Here is a 12702-nt window from a genome sequence, read left to right on the forward strand (position 1 = left end):
GGTGTTCAGTCAGGTTAAGGCTGAAAGAGCAAATTGGCCTTTTTATGCTAATTTATTTATTATTTTTATCTTATCGAGTGATCTTTAGGGAAACTTTTGCCGTTCCATGCCTTTTTTCCTGTCCAATCCAAGGGGGCGGTTGTCCAGAACGGATGGCTTGCCGGAAGTCCCAATGGAAGAAGGACTTCGGATGTAAGATACATGCTTCCGTTGTTGGTGTACCAATCCGCCAAACCGGTCTGATGACCGGCAAAACCCAGTTGCAGGAAGCCTTTTTCGTTGAAATTCCCCTCCTGCGAAAACATGCGCTTCATGACCGAAGTCAGTGCGTTGCGAACCTGTCCTTCGGGCAGTTCTTTCGGCAAATAGCCTTTCCAAGCCAACAACGACAGGGGTTGAAAAACGCCCATGCGGTAAGTCATGGAACGTCCGAATGTGGGAAATGAGGCTTCGGGCGAAATAAACCGTTCGAGTATCATGCCGTAGCGTTGCATCCGCTTCTTGGCATCATCCAGGTTTTTGGCTACCGATTCCAAGGCTTTGTCGCGCAGTTGTATTTTTCTGTCCACCAATACCTGCAAAACCTGCACATACATGGGTTGAATGACATAACTGTTGTAATAATCGAAAGCAAAATGCTCGCCGTCCGAATACCAGCCATCGCCCACGTACCAGTCTTCTATTTTACGGATAGCCGAATGTATGCGGTACATGTCGTATTGAGCGTCTGCCTGCATCAGGAAGGTTTCTATCATGGCCGAAAACAGTAACCAATTGGTATTGGGCGGATCAATCCGGCGCAACTGTTGAAATTCGGCAATATACCGTTTTTTTGTCTGTTCGTCAAGCGGTTGCCACAATTGTTCGGGAGCGCGAAGAAAACTGCTGGCAATGTAGGCGGCATCCACCAAAGGCTGACCTTCGTTGCGCCAAAGCAAATAATCGGGACTTTGAGGATCGACAGCATGAACATAACTTTTCAAGGCCCATTCGCGCAGTTGTTTGCGTTGCTTTCCTTCCTCCGTATCGTCATCGGGCAGGCTAAGCCAAGGGGCAATACCCGACATCAACCGTCCGAAGCACTCCATGTAGGTAACATCTTTGCTCCGACCATCCCAGGTGGGGCTGACTTCTACCTGCATATTCTTTTTTAACTCGCCTTTACTCATATTGCTCAACACCGGCGCCGCCATCCGATACGCCAAATCAGTCCAATAGGCGCGGTCGTCCCCTCCCCCAACCTCTCCCCTCAAGGAGAGGGAAGTTTTAAAGTCCCCCTTCGGGGGATTCAGGGGGCTGTTGAGCATTTCGCAAGCAGCCAGGAGAAAGGCGCCTACGCCAAAGTCGGCAGTTGTTTCGTTGTTCACATTGGCGTGTTGGTCGGCGCGTTCGCCAATGGGTTGCACGTAGCCTATTTTTCCGCTCGGCTGCAAAGCTATGGCAGTCAAATAGTTCCAGCTTTTATCTATCACGGGCGCATAAATATCCCTTTCCAACAGGCCATTATTGATTCCCCACAGATAGGCGTAGGTAAAAAACGCTGTTCCGCTCGTTTCAAATCCGGGGGCTTGAGCGGCATCCAGGATACTTCTTGTCCAATGGCCTTCGGCTTGTTGCGATGCCTTGAGCGCCTTTGCCATCCGTTGATAAATCTGTATGTATTCGTCTCGATGCGCATCGGTTGCAGGCAAGTCTTGCAGCACTTTAGCCAATCCGGCGAACACCCAACCGTTTCCCCTCGACCAGAAGTCTTTGAGCCCCTGATTGGTTTTGTGTTTTGGGTAAATATATTTAGCATCCCGATAAAACAATCCGGCATCGGCATCATACATCAGGTTTTTGGCATACGAAAAGTACTCGTAGAGTTTTTGCAAATAAATTTCTTTGCCTGTTACTTTATACAATTTGGTCATTACCGGCATCACCATATACAACCCGTCGGCCCACCACCAATAATCGTTGTTGGGCGTACTCATTTCATACTCCATCACCTCCATGGCGCGGGCTATTTTCTTTTCGTCCGGTTGAAGTTGATACAAGTCGATGTAGGTTTGAAAACAGATTTGCCAATCGCCAAAGAGCACATATTCAGGCTTTTCTCCATAACTATACTTCCATTCGCTTTTATCGTTTGATGTAGCCCCTTTCCACTGGTTTTGTTCCGCCCATTTTTCGGAATAGTTGAGGTACGCCTCTTTGCCTGTGGCAAAATAAGCAGCCATATTACCGGTATGATAGGCCGCACGGCGCCAAAAAGGATCGCCCGGATTAGGGTTGCCGGCCTGCCAAGCGTCATTGACTTTGACGATGATGTTACGTATTGCATCTTTAGTCTGCACAGTAGTTTCTTGCGCTCGAAGAAGAAGCGGCAAACACAAAAAAATAAAAACAAATGCTCTCTTCATGATATTTTTTAATTAATTGGCGTACAAATATATAAAAATAATTTTACAAAAAACAGAAAACCTATCACCCCTTCCAGGGCAAACCTTGAAAAAGGGTTCACCGATAACACCCCGTATTTAGTCCCGCATGGGACGACACTTTATTAACCGTAAGCTAAAGCCCAATGTCATTAAGTTAAGAAAATGAGGTAATGAGCGCAATAAACACAGAATGCTAATGTGAATAATGTGTTGATATGCTGATGTGTTGATGTGAATAATTAAGAGATTGCGTGTCGGCGCTCGCAATGACAGCGTTTTTTATCGCTTCGCGCCAATTAGCACATCAACACATCAGCACATTATTATCATTGGCATATTGGCACATTATTCACATTATTCTCATATCTTTGATGTCGTTTTTAAGAAAGAAGCAAGTTATGAAAGAAAAATTTTGTGCGCTGTTTGATATGGACGGGGTTTTGATTGATACCGAAACGCAATACGATGTACTTTGGAAGCATTTGGGCGAGAAGTACAATTCAGGAGTCGAAAACCTCGAAAAGGTAGTAAAAGGAACAACTTTGCCCAATATATTGGCCAGGTATTTCTCTCACCTCAACAAAAACGAAAAACAATCGTTGATTGATGAGTCGATAGCATACGAAAAAACTATGAAGTTTCCCGAAATAGCCGGAGCGACAAAGTTTATTAAAGAATTGAAAGACAACGGAATACCAATCGGAATGGTAACCAGTTCGGACGACGTCAAGCTGGCGGCAGTTTATAAGGAAGTCGATTTCAGAAAGGTATTCGACACCATCGTTTCGGCAAACCGCATAACTGTGGGCAAGCCCGACCCCATGTGTTATCTGTTGGCCGCGAAAGATTTAGGCTACAAACCCGAAGATTGCTTTGTCTTTGAGGACTCATTCGCCGGACTGGAATCGGGAAACAGAGCCGGTATGACAGTAATCGGTCTCTCCACCACCAACTCCAAAGAATCGCTCGAAGGCAAATGCGATAAAATCATTCCTGATTTTGTGAATTTTGGCTTGGATGATTTGATTTCTTTTAGCAGAGGGTAATGCGGGGGTTGTTTTTTCAGGGAGTTATAGGCAAGAAAGTTAAGGCTGAAAGCCTTTAAGCATCAGCCTATTTGGACTTTTTTCAAGGTTTGCGTTTATGAAAAAGGATACGAAAGATTATAATAAACAGATAAAAAAGGCTATTAATATATTAAAATCGTTGGATTTATGATACAGTTAAACCCTGAAAAATTAGCAAAATTGCGTACGGTAGATGATCTACTTGATGAACGTCATGGCAAATCCGGCACACCGTCGCGAATAGAATTTGAAAACAAAGCCCTTGCTTGGTATTACGGCGAAGTATTGCGGGATAAGCGCAAGGAATTGAAGATTACACAAAAACAACTTGCCGAAAGAATCGGAAAGAAAAGAGAATACGTTGCCTTGTTGGAAAAAGGCGAAACCGATATGCAGTTATCTACTTTCCTAACTATTTCTCAAGCATTAGGATTAAAGTTTGCGCTTATGTAAATCTTTATTTCACGGAGTAATAGATAAGAAACGCACAAAGGCGCGAACAGTTAATCAAAACATTCGCGCCTTTGCGTTTAAAATAGCATGGAATCTACTGCTTTACCACAACTTGGGGTCAATTACATATTCCCGCTCTCCAATAAGTATGGGCTCTGCCATAGTACCGCTAAAAACACTGTAATAAAACACGACCCGTGATTCATTGATCCACGATCTTCCGCTCAATATTTCTTTCAAATCGGAGCGTCTGATTTTAGCCGCATTTTCATCAAGCACATCCAATGCTTTGTTGTCATTGTCGCGGGTAGTTTGAGAGGTAAACGATAAATCGCCGGTAAAAACACCTTGTCTATAAGCATAATCGTAAATAAGTTGTGCCCCTTGACGATTTCCTTCTACATAATCTATACGATAATGGTAAATATCGGTAGAATCCAACTCATGGCAACTGCCGAACAATGTTAACATGGCAATCATAGATGCCGCAAAGAGTAAATTTTTCAGTTTCATGTTTTTAATCACTAAATTGTTTATATTTTGTAAAGTAAATCCACAACATTGTTGCAAATATAATGAATTTATAGTTTGGACTGCTACTAAACTAAAAGGTTTAACAAAGTAGCTGTTAATTTTTCAGTTCTCGTTTTTTACCAATACCAGTCGCTTATCCACAACGGAGGGAATTTCGTGCTCGTAATGGGTAACGTATATCAGCGACTTGCTGTTTGTGCAATATTTTTCGATAATGGCTTTCACACGTTTTTTATTGGACGAATCCAGGCCATGCAGCGGTTCGTCGAGGATAAGCAAATCGGGGCGTTTCACAAATACGCGGGCAAGAAGCGCCAGGCGTTGCTCACCCGATGACACCTGCAAAAACGAGGTGTTGCGGAGGCGCTCGACCCCGAAAAGCGCCATCCATTTCAAGGCTTCCTGTTCCTGCTCATCCGTGCATTTACGGTACAAACCTATTGTATCGAAGAAGCCCGATCCGGCAATGTCGAGGCAGGATACATTTTTCTGGTAATAGAGGTGCATTTCGGGCGATATGTAGCCGATGTGTTTTTTGATGTCCCAAATGCTTTCGCCGCTCCCTCTTTTCCGGTCGAACAGGCTTATATCATTGGCATAGGCCTGCGGATTGTCGCCTGTAACAAGGCTCAGCAGTGTCGATTTTCCGGCGCCGTTTTCGCCAAGCAGCGCCCACTTCTCGCCTCTTTTCAGCTGCCAGTTTATGCCATTCAGGATAGTTCTTTGTCCATATTTTATGTGTATATTCCTAAATTCGAGCGAATTATCGAATGGGAGAACCGGTCTGTCGTCTTCGTTCAACAGTTCCCAATCCAGGTTTTCGGCATCAACGAAGAGGTCTTTTTGCAGGTTTTCGTTGTGCAGGAAATCTTCGCGGGACGTGGCGGCGTAAACCGTTTTATTTTTAATCGGCAATATATGCGTAATCATGCCGGGAATATCGCTGACATTCGACAACACCAATACAATTTGCAAGCCTTCCAAATTGGCCAGTTTTACGAATAAGTCATTCAGTATTCCGCGCGACTTTTTATCGAGGCCAATAAACGGATTGTCCAGAATCAACAGTTGAGGCTTTTTGAGCAGGGAACGGACAATGAGAAATTTTCGCAATTCGCCGCTCGACAGCAAATTGATGGGTTTATCGACCAAATCTTCGATGGCAAAGTTTTGTATCAGAAACTCCACCCAGCCATGTTCGGAGGCTCCGGCAGTGAGTAAATCTTTCACAAGCGGCGCCTCGTGAATGTCGCCGGTATTCCATCGCTGCTGGTAATAGCTATTTTTTATGTCCGATAAACTGTAAATATCGCTGAATGCTACGCTTTTCACAAGGCCGGAGATGCTCCGGTCGTTCCCTGACGGGTCTTTGCAGATTACTTGTCCCGACTTCAAGGCGTACCTGGCCGTAAGCATATCTATCAATATTGTTTTGCCCGAACCATTGGGGCCGATAACCGCCCAATGCTCGTTTTTGTTGATACGCCAGTTGACCGGATGATTGAATGCAAGCTCGTTTAAACGCGGTATCGCATTTTCTATTTGTATAATAGTGTCGTTCATGTATCAAAATTAGCAATAAAATACATCAAATAACTTGAAACAATCATTTATTTAGCTAAATTCGCACAATTGTGTGAAATTAATTGATAGAAGACTATGCGGTATATTGGAATAACATTAGTAGTAATACTCTCATCGTTAATATCTTCGCCCTCTTTTGCGCAAAAAACAGTCGCAAAAGGACAAACCGGGCTGACGAAAGAAGTAGCCATCGACACCATAAAAGCGCTAAACCTGCGAAGCGCGCCGGTTGCCCCATTCAGCGATACGCTATTTTATGTTTATGGCGATTTGGGCGCCGTTGGGGTAAAACAGCGGGCGCATACCATCGAAAAAAATATCATAGAGCTGGAGAAAGACCCTTTTTTCGATGCCGACTCGCTGCATGTAGGTATTGTCGAAAGCGATTATAACATACTCTACATTGATAAAACGATAATGTCCGTCAACGACCGGCAATCGAAGGAGACAGGTAAATCCAAAGCGGAAATTGCAAAAGAATACACCCAAATCATTGTCGATAGCATCCGAAAGGAAAAAGAGCAGCATAGCTGGCAAATTGTGCTTAAACAAATCGGCTTATCTATTCTTATTCTGGCAGTAACCGGTCTGTGCCTCAGATACTTGATTATACTGTTCTCGAAACTGAGAAAATTGGTCAAGAAACAGAAAGGCCGAACGATAAAAAAACTATATACAGTTATTGACGCCGACAAGCAAATTTCGTTATTGCTTTGGGTTCTGAAAGTCTTTCGATTGATTGGCATCCTTATCATTATTTGCTTTTGCCTGTTCACTTTCTTCCGGCTGTTCCCCGAAACCGTTTGGCTTTCGGACAGGTTGATTGACTATATACTGACCCCCCTTAAAAAAGTATTCGTTGCTATAAAGACGTTTATACCCGACCTCTTCTACATAATAATTATTATATTGATATTCAGGTACTTGATAAAAGCCATTCGGACGGTAGCCGACAAAATACACGACGGCGCCATAACCATCAACGGCTTCTTCCCCGATTGGGCGATTCCTACCTACAATATCGTAAGAACCATCTTGTACATATTCATGTTCATCCTGATATTTCCGCACTTGCCAGGGTCGGATTCCCCTGTTTTTCAGGGAGTTTCGGTTTTTATGGGTATTTTGTTTTCGTTGGGTTCTACATCGGTCATCAGCAATATGGTATCGGGGCTGGTTATCACCTACATGCGCCCTTTCAAAGTGGGAGACCGCATAAAAATGGGGGAATTTTTGGGAAATGTGGTAGAAAAAACGCCACTGGTTACACGCATAAAAACACCTAAAAATGAACTGATTACTATTCCGAATGCCAATATAATGACGGCGCAGACCATCAATTACACTACCTCGGCACAAGATTACGGACTTATTTTGTACGAAACCATAACGATGGGCTATGAAACCCCTTGGCGAAAAGTACACGAAGCCCTGATAGAAGCGGCGACCAACACCCGGCACGTATTGCAAGAGCCAAAACCCTACGTTCTGCAAACAGCCCTCGATGACTTTTATGTTGAGTACCAGATAAATGTATATACAAAAGAAGCCAACGAAATGCCCGCCATCTATTCCGACCTGAATAAAAACATACAGGACGTATTCAACCGCGAAGGACTGGAATTGCTATCGCCGCATTATCGGACGAGTGTGAAAGTTAATGGTTAGAGATTAGAGTGTAGGGGCAGACCTATGTGTCTGCCCAGATTATGAGGGCGAACACACAGGTTCGCTCCTACGGAACTTGGAACTTTGAACCCTATCACTTGCATCTTGCGAGTTTTCCCTTAACTTTGTATGAAATTCTTATGTGAAAATGGCATCAATTCTACAAATAGATGGGCTTGCGAAAAGTTTCGGCGAGCTTGTCTTATTCGAAAATATATCTTTTGGCATTGCCGATGGGCAGCGAATTGGACTTATCGCGAAAAACGGGACGGGAAAAACCACACTGCTGAATATTATTACAGGAAAAGAATCGTACGATAAGGGCGCGATTGTGTTTCGCCGCGATGTGAAGGTGGCCTACCTCGAACAAGACCCCAAATATCCCGAAAATTTGTCGGTACTCGAGGCCTGTTTTCATGCTGGGAACGAAATCACCGACATCATTGCCGAATACGAATGCGTAATGGCTTCGGGCGACCAGTCAAAGCTGGATGCTGTTTTGCAGCAAATGGATGCTTTGAAGGCCTGGGACTACGAACAGCGTGCCAAGCAAATACTTTCGCAGCTGAAGATCACCGATTTCGAGCAGAAAATAGCGCAATTATCGGGTGGTCAGCTAAAGCGGGTGGCGCTGGCAAACGTGCTCATTACCGAACCCGATTTAATTATCCTCGACGAGCCAACCAATCACCTCGACCTCGAGATGACCGAATGGCTCGAAGGCTACCTTCAGCGTACGCGGCTGAGCATTTTGATGGTAACCCACGACCGCTATTTCCTCGACAGGGTTTGTTCCGAAATTATAGAAATTGACCAAAAACAGTTGTTCCAGTACAAGGGAAACTATTCCTACTTCCTCGAAAAGCGGGACGAACGCATCAATACGCAAGGCGCCGAGATAGACCGCGCCAACAACCTGTTGCGAAAGGAACTGGACTGGATGCGCCGACAACCGCAGGCACGCGCCACCAAAGCCAAATCGCGCATAGACGCCTATTACGAGCTGGAGAAAAAAGCGCAACAAGTGCGGGATACCGGCAATGTGAAGCTGGAAATGAAGGGTTCGTACATTGGTAACAAGATTTTTGAGGCCAAACACATTTATAAATCCTTCGGAGACATTAAAATACTGGAGGATTTCAACTACATCTTTGCCCGCTACGAAAAAATGGGGATTGTAGGCAACAATGGCGCCGGCAAATCAACTTTCATCAAAATGCTGATGGGCGAGGTAAAACCCGATAAAGGCGAATTTGATATTGGCGAAACGGTCAATTTTGGCTATTACAGTCAGGATGGCTTGCAATTCGACGAGCAGATGAAGGTGTTGGATGTGGTGCAAAACATCGCCGAAGTAATCGACTTGGGCAACAACAACCGGTTGACAGCCTCGCAGTTTCTGCAACATTTCCTGTTCACGCCCGAAAAGCAACACAGTTTTGTCTACAAGCTGTCGGGAGGCGAAAGGCGACGGCTATACTTGTGTACGGCGCTTATCCGAAACCCAAATTTTCTGGTGCTGGATGAACCGACTAACGACCTTGATATTGTTACACTCAATATCCTCGAAGAATATTTGCGGAGTTTCAAGGGTTGCGTGATTGTTGTGTCGCACGACCGTTATTTTATGGACAAAGTGGTCGATCACCTGCTTGCTTTCGGCGGAAAAGCGCAAATAAAGGATTTTCCGGGCAATTATTCGCAGTATCGCGAATGGAAAGAAGTTCAGGAACTGCTGGAAAAAGAAAAAGTACAGGCAGCGGCGCCCAAAGAGGAGAAAGCAAAAAACGAGCGACCTCAAAATGACGAAAAGAAAAAACTGAGTTTCAAGGAGAAGCGCGAATTAGAAGAACTGGACACGCTTATTCCGCAACTCGAAGCCGAAAAAATAAAGCTGGAAACCGAACTATCGAGCGGAACATTATCCACCGGTGAGTTGTTAAATAAATCGAATCGTATCAGCCAATTGATTGCCGAAATTGATGAAAAAACTATGCGGTGGATGGAATTAGCCCCCTAAATCCCCCGTAGGGGGACGCAGCCCCTCCAACCTCCCCGCAGGGGAGGCTTTTAAACTCCCCCTACGGGGGATTTAGGGGGCTGGGATTTGAACTTATAAACGTAGAAAATTATATGAAAAGAATTTTAATTGTATTATTCAGCCTGTTTGTGTTGGCAAATACGGCTGCTTTTGCCCAGCATGTCGAGTTTGAGGAATACACCTTGAGCAACGGCTTGCACGTTATCCTGCATCAGGATAAATCGGCTCCCGTGGTGGTTACTTCGGTGATGTATCATGTGGGGTCGAAAGACGAAAATCCCGAACGGACGGGCTTTGCTCACTTCTTCGAGCATCTTTTGTTTGAAGGAACGGAAAACATCGCGCGCGGCGAATGGGATAAAATTGTAGGTTTGAACGGCGGTGCAAACAATGCAAACACAAGCTCCGACCGAACTTATTATTACGAAATATTTCCGTCCAACAACCTGCAACTGGCCTTGTGGATGGAATCGGAACGCATGTTTCATCCGGTAATTAACCAGATAGGCGTTGATATTCAGCGCGAAGTGGTGAAGGAAGAAAGGCGTAAGCGATACGACAACAGTCCATACGGGCAACTATTGAACGCCATCAACTCGAATTTGTTTAAAAATCACCCCTATCGCTGGCTGACAATTGGTTCGATGGAACATTTGAATGTGGCTTCGCTGGATGAATTTAAGGCTTTTTTCAAAAAATTTTATGTACCTAACAATGCCGTGCTGATTGTTGCCGGCGATTTTGAACCCGCTCAAGCCAAAGAGTGGATCGACTATTATTTCAAGGAAATTCAGCCCGGGGCGGCAATCGAAAAACCGGAATATAAAGAAAAGCCCATCCTCACGCAACTGAATGCAACATACGAGGACCCCAATATTCAGATTCCGGCGGCGCTTGTGGCCTACCGCACACCATCGATGAAAGACCGCGATGCCTACGTGCTGGATATGATTTCGGACATATTGACGGGAGGAAAAAGCGCACGATTGTACTCGAAGCTGGTGGACAAAGAAAAAGTGGCCTTGGAAGTTGAAGCCCTCAATTTTTCGCAGGAAGACTATGGCGCATACATCGTTTTCGGTCTGCCCATGAGCGGCAAAACCAGCGAAGACATAGTGAAAGGCATCGACGAGGAAATACTGAAACTCCAAACCGAACTTATATCGCAAAAAGAATACGAGAAACTCCAGAATAAGATAGAGAACAATTTTGTGCGCCAAAATTCAACGCTGGAGGGCGTTGCCAGCAGCCTGGCGACTTATTACATGCTCTACAAGGATGTGAATTTAATCAACAAAGAGATTGATATATACCGCTCGATTACACGCGAAGAAATACGCGATATAGCCAACAAATACCTGAACCCAAATCAACGACTGGTACTGGATTATGTACCGGAAAAATAATAACAGCAGCCCCTCCCAACCTCCCTGCAGGGGAGGCTTTTAAACTCCCCCTACGGGGGATTTAGGGGGCTTAATAAACAAAATTATGAAACAACTACTATATTCCATCGTTGTCGGATTGACAATCTCTTTTTCATTGCAGGCGCAAATCGACAGGTCGGTACAACCGAAAGCAGGGCCTGCACCCAAAATTAATCTACAAAAGCCCGAAACATTTAAGCTAGCCAACGGGTTGACTGTGTTGGTGGTAGAAAATCACAAACTGCCTCAGGTAACATTTTCGTTGTCGCTGGATAATCCGCCATCGCTCGAAGGAGAGATAAAAGGGGTGGACGATTTGGCCAGCAGCGTTATGGGCAATGGCGCCACAAAAATAAGCAAGGATGAGTTTAACGAACAGATTGACTATTACGGCGCTTCGGTCAACTTTAGCGTGCATAGCATCAGTGGTTCAACGCTTTCGCGCTTCTTCCCCGAAATTCTTTCGCTAACCGCCCAGGGAGCCTTAGACCCGCTATTCACACAAGAAGAATTTGATAGCGAAAAGGCCAAATTGCTCGAAGACCTGAGAGCCAACGAAAAAAATGTGCCCGCCATCGCCAGCCGCGTGAACAGGGTGTTGACCTTCGGAAAAAATCATCCTTCGGGCGAATATTTGAGCGAAGAAAGTATCAATAAGGTTACGCTGACGGATATTCGGGATTACTACAAAAAATATTTTGTGCCCGAAAACGCCTATTTGGTCATTGTGGGAGATGTGAAATCCGAGGAGGTGAAAAACCTGGTAACGGCTAATTTCTCATCATGGAAACAAGCGTCCGCTCCTAAAAGTGTTTATACCGAACCGGTAAACCTCAGCAAAACCGAAATTGATTTTGTGGATGCGCCCAATGCCGCTCAAACCGAAATATATGCAGGGAATATCGTTGATTTTAAAATGACCTCTCCCGATTATTTTGCCGCCCTGCTCGCCAATCAGATATTGGGTAGCGGCGCCGAGGGGCGCCTGTTTAAGAACTTGCGCGAAAGACATGGCTGGACATACGGCGCCTACTCGAGCTTGAGGGGCAGCAAATATATTTCCAGCTTCAGAGCCAGCGCATCGGTGAGGAGCGCAGTCGCCGACAGTTCTGTGGTAGAGATACTTAACGAACTGCAACGAATACGCGAAACGCTTCCGGCACAAAGCGACCTGGATTTGGCCAAAGCAAAATACCTGGGCAACTTTGTGATGAACGCCGAAAAACCCCAAACAATCGCCGGATTCGCCCTTCAGGAAAAAACACAAAACCTTCCGGCCAGTTTTTACGAGAACTACATTCAAAGCATCAACGCCGTAACATTGGAACAAGTGCAAGCTGCCGCCCAAAAATACATCTTGCACCAAGGCGTACGAATTGTAGTGGTAGGAAAAGCATCCGAAGTGCTCGATGGTTTGAAGAAATTGGGTTTTACGGTTCGGTATTTTGATAAGGATGGAAATGAGGTAGAATAACTTCCCCTCCTTTGGAGGGGTGGCGCGG

Annotated in this window: 9 protein-coding genes; 6 read left to right on the forward strand and 3 right to left on the reverse strand. The window is 45.0% G+C overall.

Translation table 11 applies throughout. From position 1 onward, the window contains the following. Positions 1–65: 65 nt before the first annotated feature. Positions 66–2405, reverse strand: coding sequence for a DUF2264 domain-containing protein (locus ACYPWY_RS09010; RefSeq protein WP_459685196.1), 2340 nt, complete (start codon positions 2403–2405; stop codon positions 66–68). 419 nt (positions 2406–2824) lie between these two features. Here ACYPWY_RS09010 and ACYPWY_RS09015 point away from each other — a divergent pair, with 419 nt between their 5' ends. Next, positions 2825–3472, forward strand: a complete 648-nt coding sequence (locus tag ACYPWY_RS09015; RefSeq protein WP_459685197.1) for an HAD family hydrolase — start codon at positions 2825–2827, stop codon at positions 3470–3472. A 168-nt stretch (positions 3473–3640) separates the two neighbouring features. Next, positions 3641–3946: a helix-turn-helix transcriptional regulator gene (locus ACYPWY_RS09020; RefSeq protein WP_459685198.1), complete on the forward strand. Its 306-nt coding sequence runs from the start codon at positions 3641–3643 to the stop codon at positions 3944–3946. A gap of 102 nt (positions 3947–4048) precedes the next feature. Here the strand turns inward: ACYPWY_RS09020 and ACYPWY_RS09025 are convergent, their stop codons facing one another. Together ACYPWY_RS09025 and ACYPWY_RS09030 are read right to left on the reverse strand one after the other, a co-directional pair. Beyond that, positions 4049–4459 (reverse strand): hypothetical protein, encoded by a 411-nt coding sequence (locus ACYPWY_RS09025; RefSeq protein WP_459685199.1) that lies wholly within the window; start codon positions 4457–4459, stop codon positions 4049–4051. Positions 4460–4582: 123 nt separating this feature from the next. Then, positions 4583–6043, reverse strand: a complete 1461-nt coding sequence (locus tag ACYPWY_RS09030) for an ATP-binding cassette domain-containing protein (RefSeq protein ID WP_459685200.1) — start codon at positions 6041–6043, stop codon at positions 4583–4585. A 96-nt stretch (positions 6044–6139) separates the two neighbouring features. Between ACYPWY_RS09030 and ACYPWY_RS09035 the strand changes: the two genes are divergently transcribed. From ACYPWY_RS09035 to ACYPWY_RS09050, 4 genes are all read left to right on the forward strand, one after another. Continuing rightward, positions 6140–7732, forward strand: a complete 1593-nt coding sequence (locus ACYPWY_RS09035) for a mechanosensitive ion channel family protein (protein WP_459685201.1) — start codon at positions 6140–6142, stop codon at positions 7730–7732. A 148-nt stretch (positions 7733–7880) separates the two neighbouring features. After that, the gene (locus tag ACYPWY_RS09040; RefSeq protein ID WP_459685202.1) at positions 7881–9752 is read left to right on the forward strand and encodes an ABC-F family ATP-binding cassette domain-containing protein; all 1872 of its coding nucleotides are present in this window, start codon (positions 7881–7883) and stop codon (positions 9750–9752) included. A 113-nt stretch (positions 9753–9865) separates the two neighbouring features. Then, complete coding sequence (locus ACYPWY_RS09045) at positions 9866–11179, forward strand: M16 family metallopeptidase (protein WP_459685203.1); 1314 nt, start codon at positions 9866–9868, stop codon at positions 11177–11179. Positions 11180–11264: 85 nt separating this feature from the next. Continuing rightward, positions 11265–12674, forward strand: coding sequence for a M16 family metallopeptidase (locus tag ACYPWY_RS09050; RefSeq protein WP_459685204.1), 1410 nt, complete (start codon positions 11265–11267; stop codon positions 12672–12674). The last annotated feature ends 28 nt before the right edge of the window (positions 12675–12702 follow it).

Source organism: Viscerimonas tarda (assembly GCF_054601255.1).

What these genes read in the sequence shown, in the direction of transcription:
- ACYPWY_RS09045 (WP_459685203.1), top strand. Translation starts at nt 9,866, where the DNA reads ATGAAAAGAATTTTAATTGTATTATTCAGCCTGTTTGTGTTGGCAAAT.
- ACYPWY_RS09025 (WP_459685199.1), bottom strand. Translation starts at nt 4,459, where the DNA reads ATGAAACTGAAAAATTTACTCTTTGCGGCATCTATGATTGCCATGTTA.
- ACYPWY_RS09010 (WP_459685196.1), bottom strand. Translation starts at nt 2,405, where the DNA reads ATGAAGAGAGCATTTGTTTTTATTTTTTTGTGTTTGCCGCTTCTTCTT.
- ACYPWY_RS09030 (WP_459685200.1), bottom strand. Translation starts at nt 6,043, where the DNA reads ATGAACGACACTATTATACAAATAGAAAATGCGATACCGCGTTTAAAC.
- ACYPWY_RS09015 (WP_459685197.1), top strand. Translation starts at nt 2,825, where the DNA reads ATGAAAGAAAAATTTTGTGCGCTGTTTGATATGGACGGGGTTTTGATT.
- ACYPWY_RS09035 (WP_459685201.1), top strand. Translation starts at nt 6,140, where the DNA reads ATGCGGTATATTGGAATAACATTAGTAGTAATACTCTCATCGTTAATA.
- ACYPWY_RS09050 (WP_459685204.1), top strand. Translation starts at nt 11,265, where the DNA reads ATGAAACAACTACTATATTCCATCGTTGTCGGATTGACAATCTCTTTT.
- ACYPWY_RS09020 (WP_459685198.1), top strand. Translation starts at nt 3,641, where the DNA reads ATGATACAGTTAAACCCTGAAAAATTAGCAAAATTGCGTACGGTAGAT.
- ACYPWY_RS09040 (WP_459685202.1), top strand. Translation starts at nt 7,881, where the DNA reads ATGGCATCAATTCTACAAATAGATGGGCTTGCGAAAAGTTTCGGCGAG.